The sequence below is a fragment of the Streptosporangium sp. NPDC023615 genome, from assembly GCF_040640155.1.
In the GTDB taxonomy this organism is placed as follows: Bacteria; Actinomycetota; Actinomycetes; order Streptosporangiales; family Streptosporangiaceae; genus Streptosporangium.
In genome coordinates, this window is the sequence record NZ_JBFABE010000009.1 from 19,116 (window position 1) to 38,683 (window position 19,568).

At 69.9% G+C, this 19,568-nt stretch carries 17 protein-coding genes; 12 read left to right on the forward strand and 5 right to left on the reverse strand.

The window, feature by feature from the left end; genetic code table 11:
- Positions 1-303: 303 nt before the first annotated feature.
- The 10 genes from AB0G16_RS09660 to AB0G16_RS09705 all read left to right on the forward strand — a co-directional run bounded on the left by AB0G16_RS09660 (position 304) and on the right by AB0G16_RS09705 (position 11,256).
- Complete coding sequence (locus AB0G16_RS09660; RefSeq protein ID WP_362801796.1) at positions 304-1,767, forward strand: alpha/beta hydrolase; 1,464 nt, start codon at positions 304-306, stop codon at positions 1,765-1,767.
- Complete coding sequence (locus AB0G16_RS09665) at positions 1,757-2,797, forward strand: acyltransferase (protein WP_362801372.1); 1,041 nt, start codon at positions 1,757-1,759, stop codon at positions 2,795-2,797. The genes AB0G16_RS09660 and AB0G16_RS09665 overlap by 11 nt, the downstream gene beginning before the upstream one ends.
- A complete protein-coding gene (locus AB0G16_RS09670; RefSeq protein ID WP_362801375.1) occupies positions 2,794-3,882 on the forward strand; it encodes a histidine kinase in 1,089 nt (362 codons plus the stop codon). The genes AB0G16_RS09665 and AB0G16_RS09670 overlap by 4 nt, the downstream gene beginning before the upstream one ends.
- Positions 3,879-4,619: a response regulator transcription factor gene (locus AB0G16_RS09675; RefSeq protein WP_362801378.1), complete on the forward strand. Its 741-nt coding sequence runs from the start codon at positions 3,879-3,881 to the stop codon at positions 4,617-4,619. Before AB0G16_RS09670 ends, AB0G16_RS09675 begins: the two co-directional genes overlap by 4 nt.
- Before the next feature lie 276 nt (positions 4,620-4,895).
- Positions 4,896-6,575 (forward strand): ABC transporter substrate-binding protein, encoded by a 1,680-nt coding sequence (locus AB0G16_RS09680; RefSeq protein WP_362801381.1) that lies wholly within the window; start codon positions 4,896-4,898, stop codon positions 6,573-6,575.
- On the forward strand, positions 6,562-7,491 hold the full coding sequence (locus AB0G16_RS09685) for an ABC transporter permease (protein WP_362801383.1): 930 nt from the start codon (positions 6,562-6,564) through the stop codon (positions 7,489-7,491). The genes AB0G16_RS09680 and AB0G16_RS09685 overlap by 14 nt, the downstream gene beginning before the upstream one ends.
- Positions 7,488-8,474 (forward strand): ABC transporter permease, encoded by a 987-nt coding sequence (locus AB0G16_RS09690; protein WP_362801386.1) that lies wholly within the window; start codon positions 7,488-7,490, stop codon positions 8,472-8,474. The genes AB0G16_RS09685 and AB0G16_RS09690 overlap by 4 nt, the downstream gene beginning before the upstream one ends.
- On the forward strand, positions 8,467-9,501 hold the full coding sequence (locus AB0G16_RS09695) for an ABC transporter ATP-binding protein (RefSeq protein ID WP_362801389.1): 1,035 nt from the start codon (positions 8,467-8,469) through the stop codon (positions 9,499-9,501). Before AB0G16_RS09690 ends, AB0G16_RS09695 begins: the two co-directional genes overlap by 8 nt.
- Complete coding sequence (locus AB0G16_RS09700) at positions 9,498-10,286, forward strand: ATP-binding cassette domain-containing protein (RefSeq protein ID WP_362801392.1); 789 nt, start codon at positions 9,498-9,500, stop codon at positions 10,284-10,286. The genes AB0G16_RS09695 and AB0G16_RS09700 overlap by 4 nt, the downstream gene beginning before the upstream one ends.
- A 121-nt stretch (positions 10,287-10,407) precedes the next feature.
- Complete coding sequence (locus AB0G16_RS09705; RefSeq protein ID WP_362801395.1) at positions 10,408-11,256, forward strand: alpha/beta fold hydrolase; 849 nt, start codon at positions 10,408-10,410, stop codon at positions 11,254-11,256.
- Here AB0G16_RS09705 and AB0G16_RS09710 read toward each other — a convergent pair.
- The 5 genes from AB0G16_RS09710 to AB0G16_RS09730 form a co-directional block, all read right to left on the reverse strand.
- Positions 11,243-12,205 (reverse strand): LysR family transcriptional regulator, encoded by a 963-nt coding sequence (locus AB0G16_RS09710; protein WP_362801398.1) that lies wholly within the window; start codon positions 12,203-12,205, stop codon positions 11,243-11,245. The two genes, AB0G16_RS09705 and AB0G16_RS09710, sit on opposite strands and share 14 nt — an antisense overlap.
- A gap of 270 nt (positions 12,206-12,475) precedes the next feature.
- The gene (locus AB0G16_RS09715) at positions 12,476-15,637 is read right to left on the reverse strand and encodes a DUF87 domain-containing protein (RefSeq protein ID WP_362801799.1); all 3,162 of its coding nucleotides are present in this window, start codon (positions 15,635-15,637) and stop codon (positions 12,476-12,478) included.
- Positions 15,638-15,639: 2 nt separating this feature from the next.
- Complete coding sequence (locus AB0G16_RS09720) at positions 15,640-16,266, reverse strand: hypothetical protein (protein ID WP_362801401.1); 627 nt, start codon at positions 16,264-16,266, stop codon at positions 15,640-15,642.
- Entirely contained in the window at positions 16,266-17,333 is a 1,068-nt protein-coding gene (locus AB0G16_RS09725) for a DUF559 domain-containing protein (RefSeq protein ID WP_362801404.1), read from the reverse strand. The genes AB0G16_RS09720 and AB0G16_RS09725 overlap by 1 nt, the downstream gene beginning before the upstream one ends.
- A gap of 156 nt (positions 17,334-17,489) precedes the next feature.
- A complete protein-coding gene (locus tag AB0G16_RS09730) occupies positions 17,490-18,101 on the reverse strand; it encodes a DUF6461 domain-containing protein (RefSeq protein ID WP_362801406.1) in 612 nt (203 codons plus the stop codon).
- Between the two features lie 266 nt (positions 18,102-18,367).
- Here AB0G16_RS09730 and AB0G16_RS09735 point away from each other — a divergent pair, with 266 nt between their 5' ends.
- Together AB0G16_RS09735 and AB0G16_RS09740 are read left to right on the forward strand one after the other, a co-directional pair.
- Positions 18,368-18,745, forward strand: a complete 378-nt coding sequence (locus AB0G16_RS09735) for a hypothetical protein (protein ID WP_362801408.1) — start codon at positions 18,368-18,370, stop codon at positions 18,743-18,745.
- A gap of 480 nt (positions 18,746-19,225) precedes the next feature.
- Positions 19,226-19,567, forward strand: coding sequence for a TraR/DksA C4-type zinc finger protein (locus tag AB0G16_RS09740; protein WP_362801411.1), 342 nt, complete (start codon positions 19,226-19,228; stop codon positions 19,565-19,567).
- The last annotated feature ends 1 nt before the right edge of the window (position 19,568 follow it).

Here is a 19,568-nt window from a genome sequence, read left to right on the forward strand (position 1 = left end):
TCGCCCCCTCCTGAAGGAGGTCGACCTCACCGCGGTCGACCTGGCCACCTGACAGGCCGCAGTACCGGCCGGGAATCGGGCGGATATGGCGGGAGGCTCCCCGTGGTTCAACCGGAGGGGCAAGCGCCCTCCTCACGCCTGGCCTCGGCCAGAAGGCCCAGTGCCTCCGGTACTGGAGTACTGAAGACGCCGCAGCGCCGGGAACGTGGTCTCGGCGAGAGATCGTTCCTACCGTTGATGAACTCAAGCGTGGGCATCAGCAGGCTTAGGTACATGTCCACCATCCACGATCACCTGCACCGGATGCTCTTCCGACTCGTTTCGCTTCCTCCCGCCTCCGTACAGGGGCGCTTCCTCCGCCACTACTTCCAGTGGGTTCATCGCGTTTCCGACCCGGGGCGATATGACACAGGGCCAAATGAGATCGAGAAGTATGAGAGGACGTTGCGGCATGTGCCACACCGTGCCTACCGCAGGGTCCTGGACGTGGGATGCGGTGAAGGGGCGTTCACCCGCCGACTGGCGGGCGCATACCCGGGCGCGGAGTGCCGGGGGATGGACATCTCGGACCGGGCGGTCAGCCGGGCGGCGACGAAGGCAAGCGGGGCGGTGAGATTCGCGGCGCTGGATCTCCTCAACGAGGACCCCGGCGGCACCTTCGACCTGGTTGTCTGCGCCGAAATGTTGTACTGCGCGGGCCGCGGCGAACGGCTACGCTCGATCTTCGGGCGGTTCCGCTCGTTCATGGAGCCGGGTGCGGTCCTGGTCCTGGTGCACGAATGGCCCGAGGCCCGCCGCCTCTACCGGCACCTCGACGAGGACCCGGGCTTCCGCAAGGTGAGCGAGCACCCCTACGAGCACCCGGCGCGCCCCTACGCCGTCACCGTGTACGAACGCGTGGAGCGCCGCTCGGCCCCGGCGGCGCATGCCCCTCGTTTGCGTACGCTGCCCTTCCGGGCGCTGCTGCCGGCCGTCGCGCTCGCCGTGGGAACAGCTGCCGCCGGTCGGCCGGTGATGGACGAACTGCCTCTTCCGGCCTTCAGCGCTCCCGCGCTCCAAGACCGCTACGAACGCCACGCGTGGCCCGGCCGCCAGTTCCTGGCGTTGAGCCGCAAGGGCGACGGCCAGGCGATCGAGGTCGTGGGAGATCTCGCCGGCGCGGCGAGGGTCATCGTCTACGTGCCCGGCTCCGGGCAGAGCCTGGCCTCCTTCGACCACTCCCCGGAAAGTCCCGGGCGAGCGGCCCACGCGCTCTACGACGAGGCCGCCAGGTCGGGGCCGGGGACCGCGGTGATCGGCTGGCTGGGGTACGACACGCCGGACCTCGTCAACCCGCAGATCGTCACCATCTGGCCGGCCGACCGGGGGGCAGAGCGGCTGAGGTCCTTCCTCTCCGCGCTGCCACCGGACGTACGGATCAGCCTGGTCTGCCACAGCTATGGCTCCGTGGTCTGCGGTCGCGCCGTCGCGGGATTACCGGTCCACGACCTCGTCGTCACCGGCAGTCCCGGCCTGGGCGTCAGAAAGGTCTCGGACCTGCGTACGCGGGCACGGGTCTGGGCGGCGCTCGGTAGCAACGACGACGTGTTCCGCCCCGGTGTGCTCATCGGACCGTTCGGGTTCGGCACCGATCCGGTGAGTGCCGGATTCGGCGCGCGGGTCATCGATGGCGGTGATGCCCGGCATCACATGTACCTTGCGCCAGGCAGCTCGACCTTGGCGCGGATCGCCCACATCGCGGTGACGGGGACCGAGCATGCGGCGTGAGCGGCGAATCGACGTGCTGCTCGCCACGTCGGTCACGGTCGGTGTCCTCGGGCAGTGGCTCGTCACCTCCTACGTCGTCATGGACGGCATACACGTGGCGAGTCCGCTCATGGACCTGCCGGGGTGGGCGCCCGCCACCTGGCTGCTGCAGACCCTGCCCGTGTTCTTCTTCGCAAGCGGATACGCGCACGAGCAGTCCTCAAGTGCGCCGCGCCTGAGAACGATGCTGACTTTCCTGCTCGCCTGGACCGCGGGCGCGGCCGTTCTGTCGGTCAACGGGTTCTCCCTCGTCACCATCGGGGAATTCCTCGGGCCCGCGCTCCAGCCGCTGTGGTTCCTGGTGCCGTACCTGTTGCTGACCGCGATCGCTCCATGGCTGCGCAGGGCGGTGCTGCGCTACGGCTGGACGACGGCCCTCGTTCCTGCGGTCTGCGTGGCCCTGGTCGATTTCGTCCGCTTCACCTGGCCCTCGCCGGGATGGCTGGGCTACGTCAACGCGGTCTCGGCCTGGGCGGTGCCGTTCCTCCTGGGCCTGGCGTGGAGGCAGGGCCGCGTCAACGGGGCATGGCTGCTCGGCGCAGGCGGGATCCTCACGGGGGCGCTGGTCGCCCTCGGCGATTACCCCACCGGCATGATGGACGTGCCCGGTGCGCCGATGTCGAATGTCGCACCGCCGACCGCGGCCCTTCTCGCCTTCGGCTGCGCGCAGTGCGGGCTCGCCGCGTTGGCGGGCGACCGGCTCGGCCGCCGCGCCGCAGGCTCCAGGCTCACGGCCGTGATCAGCGATGCCGCGTTCCCGCTCTACCTCTGGCACCTGACGGCGCTCGCCCTCATCTCGCTGGTCACGCTCCGGCTCGGCCCGATCGCCGGGCTCACCAGCCCGCCGACCGGCGTGGCCTGGCTGGCACTGCGGCTCGCCTGGATGCCCGTCTGCGCGATGGCACTGATCGGGCTGCTGGTGCTGGCACGCCCGCCGAGGCCCCGGCGGCGATTGCCCGCGGCCGCCACCTGTGATGCCCTGGAAGAATGATCAGCGTGATCTGGTGGAACCACCCCCGGGTGCGAGACGCCGCGACGGCCGCGCTGGTGCTGGCGGCGGAGCTCCTTGGCCACCCCTACACGGGGTTGGGCGTCAAGGTGGTGTCGATCGCGGTGGGGGCCGCGGGATTGATGTTGGTGCGGCGGCGGCATCCGATCGTCGTGGCCGGGCTCGTCGGCGTTCTCTACCTGATCGGCGCACAGCCGCCCCCCTACGACACACCGGTCAGCGCCATGCTCATCGCTCTGTACAGCGTGGGAAGACATGCCCCGGCGCCGGCCTCGATCGTCACGGCGGCACTGGCCGTGCTCGGCGGCTGGGTGGTCCAAGACCTGCCGTGGGCGGCCGTTCCACCCGTGATGGCGGCGGCCCTCGTACTGACCCCCGTGTTGCCGATGGCGGCCGGGCGCATCGTGCGCCTGCAAGCCGAACTGTCCCACCGGCATGAGCAGCAGATCGTCGAGGACGCGGTACGCGCCGAACGCCGCCGCATCGCCCGCGAGTTGCACGATGTGATCGCCCACCACGTCAGCGTGGTCGGCCTCTACATGGGTGTGGCCCGGCGGATGATCCCGGCCGACCCGGAACGCGCCCGGCTCGCCCTGCTCACCGGCGAGGACACCGCCCGCCAGGCGATGACGGAGATGCGCCACCTGCTGGACGTGCTGCGTACCGACGGCGAGCCGATCGAGAACCAGGCGGGTGTCGGGATAGCGCGACTGCCGGTGCTGATCGAGGGATCGGGCAGCGCGACGCTGGAGGTCTCGGGAGAGGCGGTCGAGCTGCCGACGAGCGTGGACCACGCGGTCTACCGCATCGTTCAGGAGGCGCTCACCAACACGCGCAAGCACGCGAACGGGGCCCGGGCACAGGTACGGCTTGCCTACCTGCCCGACCTGGTGGAGGTGGAGATCAACGACGACGGGCGATCGCGTCCCGGCGCCGTCAGGCCGGGGCTCGGGCTGGCGGGAATGTCCGAGCGAGTGTCGCTGTGCGGCGGCGAGATACACGCCGGGCCCTCCAGTGAGGGAGGCTTCACCGTACACGCCCGCATCCCACTACCGGAGAAGATGTGATCAAAGTACTGCTCGTGGACGACCACGCGGTGGTCCGCGTGGGTCTGCGCCTGCTGCTCGATACCGTGCCCGACCTGATCACGGTGGGCGAGGCGGCCGACGGGCTGGAGGCGGTACGCCTCAGCCACAGCCTGCGTCCCGATGTCGTGCTGATGGACCTGCATCTTCCGGGCCTGAACGGGGTGGCCGCCACCGAGCGGATCGTCTCCGAGCTGCCGGAGGTCAGGGTGCTGGCATTGAGCACATTTGACCTGGAGGAGCACGTGGTCGGGGCACTGCGGGCCGGGGCGTCCGGATTCCTGCCCAAGGACGTGTCACCGGAGGAGCTGATCGAGGGCGTCCGGATCGTGCACCGGGGTGAGGCGACGGTGGCACCTCGGCTGCTGCTCGGCCTGATCGGCACGTTCGTGCGCCCGGTCCGCCCGCGTGCGGTCGTGGCCCCCGCGGAGTTGTCCCTGCTGAGCGAGCGCGAGCTGCGGGTGCTGGAGCTCATCGCGCGCGGCCTGTCCAACGCGCAGATCGCGGAGGATGTGGGGCTGTCGCTGTCAACGGTGAAGAACCGGGTGAGCGAGCTGTTCGCCAAGCTCGAAGTACGCGACCGGGTCCAAGCCGTGATCGTCGCCTACGAGGCCGGGCTGGTCGCGCCAGGCGACGGGAATCGGTCTCCGCGCTCGATCGGCCACGCACCGGTCGGTGATGCGGCGCGCGACGCGACCCGGCCCTCGGGTCGTCGCTGAAGCCGATCGGCGTCGACGTGGAGCGCCCGGGCGAGGTCGGCGGCCGGGGCGATCGACCGTGGGGGTGTTCCTCGGCCCGCTGGGCTATCGTGGACGCTGCGCCTGCAGATCTCCGCGATCTTTAAGTTTTTCTGAAAGATCTCCTGCAGAACTCCTCGATGGACGCGCGCTCTCGCCCGCCAACAGACTCCCTTCCTGAGATTCAAGCAGCGGACCCGGCCGATCGGGACCGCCTCACAGGAAGCGCGATCTATGGCGAATCGATCCCGGAGAGTGGTGCCCGCTGGGCTCGCGCTCGTCCTGGCCCTCGTGACGGCGGGCTGCAACGCGAACTCTCGATCCACGGAGCCGGCGAAGGACAAGAACACGACGGCGCTCGAGTCCGTGTCCAGGGGCGGGACCCTGCACTACCTCTCGCGGCGCGCGAACGAGTCCTTCGAGACCGCCAACGCGCAGATGGTGCCGACCAGCCGGCTGCGGTGGGTGCACCGCGGGCTGACGTCGTGGCGGACGTTCCCGGACAAGGACACGATCCTCGTGCCGGACCTCGCCACCGACACCGGTACGACGGACGACGGCGGCAAGACGTGGACCTTCACGCTGCGGGAGGGCCTGAAGTTCTCCGACGGCGGCCCGATCACCGCGCAGGACGTGAAGTACGGCATCGAGCGGTCGTTCGCGCCGATGTTCCAGGGTGGCCTTGGCTACCACAAGACGCTGCTGGTCGGCGGCACCGACTACGACGGCCCGTACGACGGCAAGAGGCTCGACTCCATCGAGGTCGTCGACGACCACAGGATCGTCTTCCACCTGACGCGTCCGTTCGGCAACTGGCCGTGGATCGTCAGCATGCCGGCCTTCGCGCCGGTGCCGACCGCGGCCGACACCAAGCCGGAGACGTACGGCGAGCACCCGGTCGCCAGCGGCCCGTACCAGGTGACGAGCTTCCGCAAGGGCTCGCAGGCGGTGCTGGTCCGCAACCCGCACTGGAAGGCCGACACCGACCAGGCACGGCTCGCCGGCCCCGACAAGATCGTCCTCGACATGGGCCTGAACAACGACACGATCGTGCAGCGCCTCATCGACGACAGGGGCGAGGACGAGACAGCGGTCAGCAACGCGCTCATCTCGCCGTCGCAGTTCCAGCGGATCGAGTCCGACCCGTCGATCTCCGACCGCATGGCCAACAGCCCGTCGGGCTACTTCCGCTACCTCGCCATGAACGTCAAGCGCCCGGGTCTGTCCGACGTCCGCGTACGGCAGGCGATCAACTACGCGATCAACAAGGCCGAGGTGCAGAGCGTCTACGGCGGCCCGAAGTTCGGCGGCCGGATCACCTCGACCATCATGACGCCCGGCATCCCCGGCTACACCGAGTACAACCTGTACGACGGCGGTGACACCGGCGACGTCGACAAGGCGAAGGAACTGCTCGCCGACGCCGGCGTCTCCGACCTGAAGCTCACGCTGACCTACCCGAGCGACGTGAGCGCGATCGAGGAGAAGGAAGCCCAGAGCATCAAGAACTCGCTGGCGCGGGCCGGCATCAAGGTCGAGCTCAAGGGCCTCGACGCCGACAGCTGGTCCGAGCTCACCTCGTCCGCCGACGGCGACTACGACATGACGACGAACGGCTGGGGGGCGGACTTCCCGAGCGGCATGAGCACCATCCAGCCGCTGTTCGCGTCAAGCGAGATCGACAACGGTGGCGGCAACGCCTCGAAGTTCTCCGACCCCGAGGTGGACGCCGCGATCGACGCCGCGATCGCGGAGCCGGACCTCGGCAAGGCCGCCACGATGTGGGCCGCGATCGACAAGCAGATCATGCAGGACGCCCCGGTCGTGCCGATCCTCGTGCAGCGCACGCAGGCCCTGGCCGGTTCGAAGATCCTGAACTACTTCGTCCCCGCCTACCCGCCGTTCGCGAACGAGTTGGTCGTCGGTGTCGATCGCTGAGATCCGGCAGGCCGAGGGCCGGGGCACATCGGTCCTCGGCCGCTTCCTCCGCAAGCGGTCCGGCGTCGCCGGCCTGGTCATGCTGGCCGTGCCGCTCGTCGCGGGGCTCTGCGCCCCGCTGCTCGTGCGGATCGAGGGACAGGACCCGAGCACCTTGCACACCGACCTGCTCGACCCGGACGGCGGCCGTCCGCTGGGCGCCTTCGGTGGCGTCAGCGCCGACCACTGGCTCGGCGTCGTCCCGGTGACGGGCGTCGACCTGTTCGCCCAGATCGTCTACGGCATCCGCTCGTCGCTGTTCATCGCGTTCGGGGCGAGCATCCTGTCGATCGCCTTCGCCGCCGTCCTCGGTACGGCGATCGGCTACTTCGGCGGCTGGTTCAACGCCGTCGCAGGAAGGGTGATCGACTTCATGTTCGGCTTCCCGGGCCTGATGTTCATCATCGCGATCATGGCGATCGTGCCACCCGAGATGCCGCGGGGCCTGGTGCTCGTGCTGGTACTGGCCTTCTTCGGCTGGGTCGTCCCGGCCCGGGTCATCGGCGCCCAGGCCGGCGCCGTCAACGCCCGTGCCTTCGTCGAGGCGGCGCGCGCGACCGGGGCCCCGCCCTGGCAGATCATCCGCCGCGAGATGCTGCCGCACCTCTTCGGCCTGGTCATCGTCCTGTTCGCGATGTCACTGCCGGGCAACGTCAGCGTCGTCGCGGGGCTGTCGTTCCTCGGCGTCGGCCTGCGTGGCGACGTCCCCGACCTCGGCAAGCTGCTCTCGGACTCGCTGCCGTGGATCTACAGCGGCGCGGACGTCTGGTACATGCTCTTCCCGGGCGCCGTGGTGTTCCTGATCGTGTTCGGCGCCACGCTGGCCGGTGACGCGCTCCGCGACATCCTCGACGTGCGCACGGAGGAGGCCGCATGATCGTCTACATCGCCCGCCGCGTCGTCACCGCGGTGTTCATGCTCCTCGCGATCGCCTTCGTGACGATATCCCTCTTCTTCGGGGCCTCGAAGGACCCGGCCCGCGCCATGTGCGGCAAGCCGTGCCCGCCCGAGACCCGGGCCAAGGTCAGCGCCTACATGCAGACCGACCAGAGCGCGGTGTGGCAGTACACCGAGTTCGTGAGGGGCCTCTTCGCCGGCCGTACGTACGGCGAGGGCGCCCAGCGGGTGCACTGCCACGCGCCCTGCTTCGGCTACTCGTTCCCGAACCGCAGCGACGTCACGACGCTCATCGCCGAGCGGCTGCCCGTCACGTTGTCGCTCGCGCTCGGCGCGGCCGTCCTGTGCCTCGTCGTGGGCATCGGCCTGGGCGCGTTGTCGGCGATACGCAAGGGCGGGATCGTCGACCGGTTCTCGACCGGCTTCGCCATGTTCGGGCTGTCGGTGCCGACCTTCCTCGTCGGCCTGCTCGTCCTCCAGGTCTTCGGCTTCATGCTCAACGCGCTGCCGTACTCCGGCTTCGTGTCGTTCTCGGAGTCACCGGCGGACTGGGCCTGGCACCTGATCGGCCCGTGGATGGTGCTGTCGTTCATCCTCGCCGCCGGCTACATCCGGGTCACCCGTACCCAGCTCCTCAACGAGCTCTCGGCCGACCACCTCGTCGCGATGACCGCGCGCGGCGCATCGGCCCGGCAGGTGAACCGGCACGCCGTCCGCGGCGTGCTGGTGCCGGTCGCGGCGATGTTCGCGCTCGACGTCACCGCGCTCCTGGGCGGGGCGGTGATCGCGGAGAAGGTGTTCAGCCTGCACGGGCTCGGCGACCTGCTGCTGTCCGGCGTGAACGAGTCCGACCTGAGCATCGTCGTCGGGGTGACGCTCTTCTCCGCCTTCCTCATCATCATCGGCAACCTGATCACCGACCTGCTGATGCCGCTTCTCGATCCGAGGATCCGCCGTGCCTGACCCCGTACTCCAGGTCGAGGACCTGTGCGTCTCGTTCACCGGCGGCGGCGTCACCGCCGATGTCGTCCGGGACCTCTCCATGAGGGTGGAGGGCGGCCGCACGCTCGCCGTGGTCGGCGAGTCGGGGTCGGGCAAGACGATCACCGGCCGGGCGATCATGCGGTTGCTGCCGCGCGGGGCCAGCGCCCGGGGCCGGATCGTCGTCGCCGGCCGGGAGATGCTCTCCGCCGGCGAGCGCGAGCTGCGTCAGGCCCGCGGCTCCGACGTGGCCATGGTGTTCCAGGACTCGATGTCCGCGCTCAGTCCCTACCTCGACATCGGCGCGCACATCGCCCAGGCGGTCCGCCTGCACGACCCGTCGGTCACCCGCCGCGCCGCGCGGGCCCGCGCGGTCGAGATGCTCGACCGGGTCGGCATCCCTGGGCCCGCGGACGCGGTACGCCGCTTCCCGCACGAGTTCTCCGGCGGCATGCGGCAACGCGCGGTGATCGCGATGGCCCTGGTGAACCGGCCGGCGCTCCTCATCGCCGACGAGCCGACCACCGCGCTCGACGTGACGGTGCAGGCGCAGATCCTGGCCCTGCTCCGCGAGCTCCAGCGGGAGTACGGCATGGCGATGCTCCTGATCAGCCACGACTTCGGGGTGGTGGGGAGCGCGGCGGACGACGTCCTCGTGCTGTACGCCGGCCGCCAGGCCGAGTACGGCAGCCTCCGCGACATCTTCGACCGGCCCGCCCACCCGTACACCGCCGGTCTCCGCGCGGCCACGCCACGGCTGGACGCCCGGCTCGGCGCCGCGGGGGAGCGGACCCGGCTCCGCGCCATCCCCGGCGTGCCCACATCGCTGCGCGACGCCGGACCGGGGTGCGCCTTCGCGCCGCGCTGCGGCCTCGCGGACCTGGTCGGCGAGCGCTGTGTCGTCGAGGTACCGCTGCCCACCGCCCGCCCGGCCGGCGAGGGCGGCGGCCCGCACCTCGCGGCCTGCCATCTCGATCGTCTCCCCGCACAGCAGGAGGTCGCCCGGTGAGCGAGCCGATCCTGGAGATGACCGACGTCAGCAAGCGCTACCGCACCGCCGGTGGCTTCGGCCGCGGGCGCAAGGGCTTCCTCGCCGTCGACGGCGTCTCGCTCCACGTCGAGCGGGGCGAGGCGCTCGGCCTGGTCGGCGAGTCCGGCTCGGGCAAGTCCACGCTGGCGCGGATGGCCAACGGCCTGGTGGTGCCGACGTCCGGCACCGTACGTACGGACGGGCAGGACGTCGGCCGCCTCGGCCGGCGAGGACTGCGGCGGCTGCGGCGCGGCGTCGCCATGGTCTTCCAGGACCCGTTGGCGTCGCTGAACCCGCTGCAGACCGTGCGGCAGACACTGGAGAACGTCTTCCACGCGCACGGCGAGACGACGTCGACCGCCGAGCTGGTCGCGCTGCTGGAGTCGGTCGGCCTCGGCGCCGACTACCTGGGGCGCTACCCGCACGAGGCCTCCGGCGGACAGCTCCAGCGCGTCGCCGTGGCACGCGCGCTCGCCCTCAGGCCGGACCTGATCATCGCGGACGAGCCGACCTCGGCGCTCGACGTGTCGGTGCGCGCCCAGATCCTCAACCTGCTGGCCGACCTGCAGCGCGACCAGGGAATCTCGTTCCTCCACGTCAGCCACGACCTGGCGGTGATCCGGCTCTACAGCGACCGCGTCGCCGTCATGCAGCGCGGCCGCGTCGTCGAGACCGGCCCGTCCGACGAGATCTTCCGCTCCCCGCGGCACCCCTGCACGCGCGCGCTGGTCGAGGCGACGCCGGAGGCGGGGCTGCCGGCCTGACCCGCGGGAGCGTTGCGCGACGCCGATCGGGCGTGCCACGATCACGACCATGACTCACCGAACGGCCACCCCGTCGTGAGCCGGCTGGAGGCCGGCACGACAGAGTACTGAATGAGGACACGTGGGAACCGACCTGTTCGTCCGAGAGTACGGGCGGGACGCAGCAGATGCGCCCGCCATTCTCATCCTGCACGGCGCCGTGGAGTCCGGCGCGTGCTACGGCGACGCCGTCGACCGCTGGTGCGGCGACTACCACATCGTGGCGCCGGACGCCCGGGGCCACGGGAAGTCGCCCAGCCGCCTGCCCGAGCACGAGGGCGTTCCGTCCACCGACGTGATGGTGCAGGACGCGATCGACATCCTCAAGGACATGCTCGACGAGACCGGGCGCAAGACGCTCGTCGTCGGGCACTCCATGGGCGCGCGGATCGCCGCCTTCGTCGCCGCCGACGCCCCGTACCTCGTGGCCGGCGTCGTGCTCGAGGACCCGCCGTGGTGGGTGCCGGAGGCCGGTCCCAACCCGTGGCTCAGCGTCGAGCAGACCACCAAGGACCCCTTCGACTACGCCGGCACGGCGTCGGTCGAGGAGCTCATGGACATGCAGCGCGAGCTCAAGCCCCACTGGGCGGAGCAGGAGCTGCGCCCGCTCGCCGAGGCGATGAAGGCCGTCAACATCGACTACATGGAGCAGCGGGTCCACGAGAAGCGCCGGATCTGGACGCCGACCGCGCGGCAGATCACGGTCGGTCCGGCCGGCGTACCGGCGCTGCTCGTCACCGGCACCGGCGACGTCATCGTCGACAAGCACTCCCGTGAGCGCCTCACCGCCGTCGCGCCCGGCTTCGACGTCGTCGTGATCGAGGGCGCCCACCACTGCGTGCGCCGCGACAGGCCGGACGAGTACCACCGGCACGTCGACGCCTTCCTCCGCGAGAACGCGCCGTCGGTCAGAGCCGTCACTCGACGCTGAAGGTGTCGGACCGCGCGAGCGGGCCGTAGATCTCCGAGTCGGGCTCGGCGACAACGGCCCGCATCGCCTCCAGCCCCGCGCGTACGACGGGGTGGCCCTGGTTGTCGCGCCGCGTCGTCATGATCACCTTGCGCAGCGGCGCGATGCCGCGTGTCGGCAGGATCGTCACCCAGCCGGCGTCGCGGGCGGAGAGCGCGGACTCCGGCACCAGGCAGATCCCCGCCTCGGCGGCGACCAGCGCCAGCGCGGCGCGGTAGTCGTCCGAGACGTGGGTGATCGGCGGGTGGAAGCCGAGCTCGGCGCACGCCTGCAGCACCATCGTGCGGCACGGGTTACCGGGCGAGGGCATGATCCAGCCCTCCTCGGTGAGCTGGGTGAGCCCGATGCCCTCCTCGCCTGCCAGCGGGTGCGCGCGGGGGAGGACGGCCTTGAACCGCTCGATGTAGAGCGAGAACTTCACGATGTCGGGGGAATCGCGCTCGGGGGCGGACTCGTACTCCAGGCTGACGGTCACGTCGATGTCGCCGCGCATCAGCATCCGGTGGCTCATGTGCGCCTCCGCGTCGACGACCGTGACGTCGACGCCCGGCGCCTGGCGGCGCAGCTCGACGATGGCGGGTGCCACCAACCAGCTGATCGCCGTGGGGAAGGCGCCGATGCGGAGCTGCCCGAGGACACCGCCCGCGTGCGCGGCCAGGTCGGCCTCGGCGATCTTCAGCTGGGAGTTGATCTCCTCGGCGTGCCCGGCGAGGATGCGCCCGGCCGGCGTGAGCGCCAGCTTGCGCCCCGTGCGTACGACGAGCGCGTGGCCGACCTCGCGTTCGAGCGCCGCGAGCTGCTGCGACACCGCGGACGGCGTCAGGTGCAGCGCCGCCGCGGTCGCGGTGACCGAGTCGGACAGCACGAAGGCACGGAGGACGAGGAGACGGCGGGGGTCGATCGTGGGCACGCGGGCTCCGTCGCGAGTCGGCCGGGCGTCCGTCGCGGTGGATGCATCCGCGACGCGGGACCGGGGGACCCCGATGCTAGCGGGCGCTTCCGGACGCGGGGCGCTCAGGCCAGGTCTCAGCTGGTCGGCAAGGGTGTTACCCGAAAGGGAGGCGCCCCTTTCCTCGTCCCGGATCACCGACCGGGTGACTGCGGTTCCCGTCACGTGAGGATCCGGTCCATCGTCTTCGCCTCCTGATCAGCCCCGGACGAGTACGGCCGGCCTGGGAGGTCATCGGTTCGCCCGGGCGATGACCTCCTCGGTCGTCAGCGGCGCCCTCGGGTGATGGGTCAGGCACAGGGGTGTGCGCACCTTCGTGAACCCCGCGCCCTCGGGTGCGACGTAGAACTGGCCGCTGCGAAGCGAACCGATGTCGTCGATCCTGCCGCCTTTGACGCGGGCCATCGCCTTCGCGGCCTCGATCTGTACGTCCGCGTTGAGCAGGCCGTAGAGCTGTGTCGCGGTGTTGCCCGGGATCCGGTTGTGCAGGCCCTTGGGCGCCTGGGTCGCGAACACCAGCCCGAGCCCGTATTTCCGGGCCTGGGCGGCCAACGCGAGTGTGCTCTGCGTGCACGCGGTCATGGCGCCCGAGGGGGCGAAGGTCTGCGCCTCGTCCATGACGAAGAGCCCGCCGAGGGACAGGTCACCGGCGGGGTTCTTCTTGATCCAGGCGAACAGCGCCATCTGCAGCTGGTTCACGAAGGACTGCCGCTCGGAGTCCCCCTGGAGCCCCACGAAGCTGATGACCGAGACCCGGGCACGCCTCCCCGCGGCCGGAGTGAGAAGCCGCCCTGGATCGACCGGCTCACCTTCTCCTCCGAACAGTGGATCGGTCACGGCGGCGGCCCGGAGCACCTGGGCGAGCCCATCCGCGATCTTCGCCGCTCCGCTGATCCGGCTGATGTCCTCGGGGAAGTCCGCGAGCAGATGGATCAGCCCGTCGAGGCCGTCGTTCCTGTACTTTCCGAAGTGGACGATCGCCTCCATGAGCACCGCCCGGGCGACCTGGGACTTGCTGGTGCCGCCTTCGGCCTTCGCCCGCGGGGTGAGCGCCGCCATGGCGGCGTGAACGGCTTCGTTGAACTCGTCGACGTCGTCCCGGACGCCGGAGAAGTCGGGCAACGGCTGGAAGGCCAGGGGACGACCCTTCTCCCTGCGGGGCGTCCAGACCACGACGTCGGTCTCCGCGATGTAACGAGCCGCCCGGTCCCCGTCACCCGGGCCCCAGGCGGAAGGCTCCTGTGGCCAGGCGTCGCCGAGACGGGCGAGGTCGTTGTTCGGGTCGAGCACGATCGAGGACACGCCCTGAAGGGCGCACTCCTCGATGATCCGCCTGATCAGGACGGTCTTTCCCGAGCCGGACCCCGCGAAGATCGAAACGTGCTTGCGGAGCGCCTCCAACTCGACGGAGACCGGCTGCCCGTCATCGTCCGAGTGCCCCACGGTCAGCGACGGCACCCCGGCCGGCCCGCTTTCCGCGGAGCCGTCCAAGGCGCCGGTCTCGTGGGCCGGAAGCGGCTTCGCCCGCGCGGGTGGCTCCTCGGGGGCCCTCGGGGCCCGAGGCTCCTGGGGAGCGGTGGGATCCGGCCAGTCACCCAGGGCGTCCTTGAGGAACCTGAGGCCGCCGACGGGTTTCCTGCTGGCGATCCACTGGTCGAGGTGCGCGACACTCTCCGCGAACAGATCCCGCAGGGCGCACAGCACCTTGAGATCCTCCTCGTCGGCCGCGATCACCCGGCCGCCCCTGGCGTGGAAGCCGGCGACCGCCTCCTGGGTGACCGGCCCGGAGTTCCACGGGATGTTCCGGACAATGATCAACCGGCGCTTGGGACTCTCCTCGGCGAGACCGGCCTTGAGCGCCGCCTTCCGGAGTCGCGTCAGCGCCGCGAGATGGTGCGTGGCGGCGATGCCGCGGAACGCCCAGTGGATCTCGTCCTCGGTCGCCTCGTTCAGAACCTGCTTGAGACCGGCGTGAAGGGAGGTCTTCCGGCCCATCGGCGGGTCGACCCGGTAGCGCGCGGACGTCCCGCGCTGCTCCACGATCCAGGCCTGGAGGCCCGCCGAGATCAGGCCGGGAAGAACGGTGTCCTCCAGCTCGGCGTCCAGCGCTCCACCGACGTCGGCCGAGTCGGCCAGCATCGCGAACTTGATGTCGATCGCCCGAAGCGCTTCCTCCTCGGGCCTACGCCTTGGGGGAGGATCGTCCCTGTTCACGAGCGCGTCCAGGCTGTCCAGCTCGGTGATCTCGCCGTCCTGGTGCAGGCACCGCTGGATGTGCTCGTGGAGACGTGCCAGGACCTCACGCGGGGTGTAGAACGGAGCCTGCGCGAACGCCTCCGGTTTGATCGGCCACGTCGGGTACGGCCGGTCGAAGCCGATCTCCTTGAAGTGCTCCGCGAGCCGCACGGTGACGAGCTCCGCCCCGACCTCGGGGGTCGGGATGCGCCGGAGGAACGTGGCCTTCCGGAAGCGGTCCTTGAAACTTCTGACGGCCAGATCCTCAAGGATCGTCCACGTCTCCGGCAGGCAGGAGAGAACCGTCAGGGTCCGGCTGGACACCTCGCGGAGGTTGGTCAGCCCGTGAGCGAACTGGAGAACCGCCGAGGACGCCGGACTGCTGGAGCCGCCCTCGGCGAAGAGGCTGCTCTGCGTGATGAACGCGTCGAGCTGGTCGAAGGCCATGACGCTCGGGCCGGTCAGCGCCAGCAGCCGCGAGATGTCACGGACGATCTCCTGCGGGGATTTGCGGACCTTCCGGAAGCCCCATCCCAGCCGGTAGCTCTCGCCGTCCTCGATCGAGCAGATGTAGGACTCGCCGATGTCCACCAGGGCGTCGTCGTTGGCCCCCAGGAGCACGAGGGCCCGGGCGACGTCCTGTGCGTCTCTGCCGACCCGGCGATCGATCCCGTACAGGGCCTCGATGAACCGATCGAGGTCGTCGCGGGTGAGAGGCTGGTTACCGATGATCGTCTGCTGGGTCTTCCGCGGGAGCTGCATCAGGCCCGTCAGGTTGCGCAGGAACCGCTTGAGCTGGGTCTCCTCGTCCATGCCCACCCGGGCCAGACCGTCCTGGATGGACACGACGGCGCTTTCCCAGAAGTTGCGGGCGTCCAGGACGCCCATGAGGAAGAAGTAGCCGTCGCGCTGGACGGTCTGCTCACGCAGCCAGCTCATCAGGTGCGTCTTCCCGCTTCCGGCGCCACCCTCGAGGACCACCCCGATCGGGCTGGTCACGGGAGAGTCGGCGGCGGCGTCCAGTCCTGAGCGAAGAACGTGGGAAGCGGCCGGGTGCATCCCGGGCACGTGGAACGGAACCGGCTGCCAGACGTCCTCGCTGGCGTTGACGGTCGAGAAGCTCTTGAGGCTTTTCAGCGCGTACCACTCGGTGACCATCGTCACGCTCCGACGCGGAACTGATGGTTGGGTGTGCTGCCGATGACGATCGCGTCGGCGTGGTCCTCGGGCCTCAGGTCGCTCACGATCGCGACGGGCTCGATGTCCGCGCGCCCCGCCAGCATCATGGCGCGCAGGACGTCGTCCTGGACATCCCGATCGATGTCGGCCAGGGCGGCTCGCAGCTCGGTCATCGAGACCCACCGTCCGGCACCGGGCGTGATCTTCGCGTAGGCCGTGCGAATGCGGTCCTCCACCTCCTCCGGCGACAGCGTCGTCACCGGTGCCCGAACGGGTTCCTCGATGATCGGGGCCGCCGCTTCGGGCACCGAGAGGGACCGCAGGTACAGAAGAGCCAGAGCTTTGCCCGACCGGGAGGACACTGGGACTCCCTTGCGTACCTCCTCGATCGCGCGATCTTCACCGGCCGGTGTGATCGTGTACCACAGAGCTCGTTTGGCCTTGGTCTCCGACTCGATCAACTTGGCGTCGACGAGACCCGCACGGTTCTTGGTGTCGAGATCCAAGCCCCATTCGTCCTTCAGATTCTTGTGGGGCAACGCGGTTCCGAGCTCCCTCAGCACGAGCAGAGCTGCGACCTGCCGGTACGTGAGTCTTTCTTCGGACATCAGCCTGCTCTTTCGTTCGTTCCGAGGCGTCGCGCCCGGAGGAATTCCTTGATGTGGTGCAAAACTCCCTGTAGGTCGCTCATCACCTGCTGGTTGGTGAATCGCAACACCGTGAACCCGTCACGTTCCAGGTGCCGGTCACGGATCCGGTCACGCTCCATGTGGGCGGACGTGGCGTGTTCCGGCCCGTCGAGTTCCACGACGCACTTCTCCCGGACCCATATCAGATCCGTGCGAATCACGATGAACAACGGGTCATTGGATTGGTACGTCTGATTCCAGGTCCGGCCGTGAGCCCAGTCGCATTCCGCCAGGGCCGCCTCCAGCGTCCGCTCCACCGTGCTCCCCGCGTGCGGCCTTCCGGCGATCGGCGGCACTCCCACCGTCGCGGTGAGGGGCGGTGCCGGCATCTCTTCGGCCGATCTCCTGACCGCCGCGGGTACCTCCAGGCAGAAGGTTTCGACGCGGCGTACTTCGGGGCCGACGAGCCAGATCCCCATGCCGCTCCGGTGTGCCAGCCATTCGCATCCGGCGACCAGGGTCGTCTCCCCGTGGGAGGTCAGCTTCTCCGGCACGTAGACGACCAGCGCCGCCGATTCGCGGCCGAACGTGGAGGCGATGACCCGGGCCAGACCGGCCGCCCGCGACTCCGCGGGGAACGGTCGTCCCTTCGGGCCGGGGCGTCCGGGGACCAACGTGCCGCGGTGCTGGATGGCCCGGGCGGCGAGGTCGGCCAGGAACGGTCCGAAATGACGGCTGCCTGACGCGAGGCGCGTCGCGAGGATCCTCGCCGCCGTCACTCCGCCACCGCCGGGGCCGGAAAGCTTCTCCCCTCCGGGCAACCAGGCCGGGAAAAGCCCGATGGCCAGTGTTTCCAGATCGCGGAGAACGGAGTCCACCATTCCCGAGACGGAATCCGCCTCGGCCACGGCATAGGTGATGACGGCGGGGCCGGTCTCCGGGAGGGGATTCAGCATTGATTCCATCACATTGATGTCGATGGTGAAATCGGCTCCGGCAAGGCGGAGCAGCCTCCCGACCGGGAGATCGCCCCACGACAACGGCACACCGGCCCCCTTTGGACACTCCTCCGAAACGTGACGTCGCGAAGGGTATAGGGCACGCGGGGTGACGGGCGAGCACTCCAAAGATCTCGTTCTTTTCGGAGGTCGCAAAACTATCTAAACGGTCATCCTGTGGTGGCGTACTCCGCCTCTTCTCCGTCAGTCCCCCAGGGGTTCCGCGCCGAGGAATCGCAGCTCCAGCATCTCCGGAGAGAAGGGAAGGGCGGTGATCCTGCTCGCCAGGGCGAACGAGCGTCCTATCGGGGAGTCGATGTGCGAGTCGTCACCGTCGATGTCGTGGTCGGGGTCCAGGCCGACTTCGCGCATTTCCTTGACGAAGCGGTCCGGATCGTTGCCCGACCGCGCGTCCGGAAGCATCGGGTCGAACCAGACGACCGGCTGTCCGTCGACGGTGTAGGCGAAGCTGTCCGAGGCGTGGTTGTGACAGCAGACCGACACGACCTCGGTTCCCCGCGACACCCGAGCCATGGTCTCGGGGTCGGCGGCGAGCTTCCAACCTCCGGGTTCGATGACCAGGGTCCAGTCACCGACCCTCACGGCGCCGACGTAACCGGCCGTGTCATCCATCATGCTCTCCGCCGAGCGTTCGTCCAGTTCGTCGAACGTGACCTCCTCCATGGTGCTCTCGTCCACGCCGAACCGGCGGAGGACCTCTTCCGGGGAGAGATCCCGGACGAAGGACACGCAGTAGATCTCGTCCAGCGCTTCGTGTTCGGAGAGCCAGGGGAATTCTTCGGGGATCTCTGTCATCGCCCCTCCTTTGATCAAGTGAGCGGCAGGATCGCAGTGGTCACCGACAAAAGGTTCGGCCCCCGGCCGGCGAAGGAACGCCGAGTGATGTTCCCGAGTGACCGACCGAGTGACAACGACCCCGGACAAGGGTGGGCAGGTCTCCTCCCGGCCGGGCAGGGGCGTGGCGGGTGCCGGCGGCCATCGTTCCCGAGCCGTCACGGGGGCTCTCACCACCGGTGATGCGTGAAATGCCTTTTCCGGTGGGGTGAGCTATGGTCGGCCCTATGAGGGGACCGTGGAGAGCTCCACAGGGGTCCATCGCGTTCGCCGGCGTGATGGCCCTGGTTCTGTTGTCCCTGATACTGGCCGGCGCTTCGTGCAAGGTGAGCTGTGGCGGCCCGGCGGTCGCGCAGGGTTCGGCCTCCGGCCCGGCGTGGGAGCTCGGCGCATGGGACGCCGACCTGTCCGGCCTGCCGCCGCAGACGGGCAGCGCCCGTGAGCACCACGTGCTGTCCCTGTGGCCGCCCATGCGCGGCGAACGCCACGGCGAATCCGCGCAGCCGGTGCTGCTGCCGTCGCCGGGTTCGGACACGGACGCGCTGCGCGAACCTCAGCAACTGGCCCACCGCACCACGGGATCGCGCAGCCCGCCGCTGACCTGACCGATGTCCTCCCGTCGGGCTCCGCGGCCACGCGCGCCGCGGAGTCCGGCGACGCGTACCCGACGCACCCCCCGCGCCCGCATCGGGTCTTCTCCCGGTACCGGCCCGGGCGTGCCGTCGCGCCCTGAAGACGTCCTGCGACCGTCCCCGCGGCAGGAGAGGCGGCAGGCCGTCTCCGTCTGAAGCGGCCCCTTCGTACGAACCGCCTTCGCCTCGCCGTCTTTCCCGTCGGCGTCGGCCAGGAGCCGATCGTCGTCATGGCCGGCGTCGCATCAGTCCAGACCCGCCCGCGTCCGGAGCCCTCGGGCCGGGGCGCCGCACGCCACCGTCCGCGGCCCGATGCGGCTGTGCCTGCGGCCCGCCCCGGCGGCCGGCCTCGCCTTGTCCGCCCGCTGACGCGTCGCGGAGCGAAAGGAGACCCCGCGGGAGGGCTCCTTTCCCGGCACCTTCCCGATCCATCACGGAAAGGATCGTATGATCATGACCGAGAGTCACATGACATCACACCTCAGCAGTGTGCAGCTCCATTCGCTGCACCGGGATCTGCGCGAGCAGCTGGAGCAGCGCAGCAGGCACCTGCACGGCCTGCGGATCCAGGAGCAGGAGGGCAGCGGCGCCGACGGCACCTGGCGGGAGCTGGTCGTCTCGATCACCGCCGCCGAGCGGACCGTCGCGGAGCTGTCCCAGGCCTGCGACAGGCTGGCGGCCGACACCTACGGCCGCTGCGCCCACTGCCAGGGGCCCATCCCGTTCGAACGGCTCGAGGTCCGGCCGCTGGCGCGCACCTGCATCGACTGCCAACGACGGCACGAGGCCGCCTGAC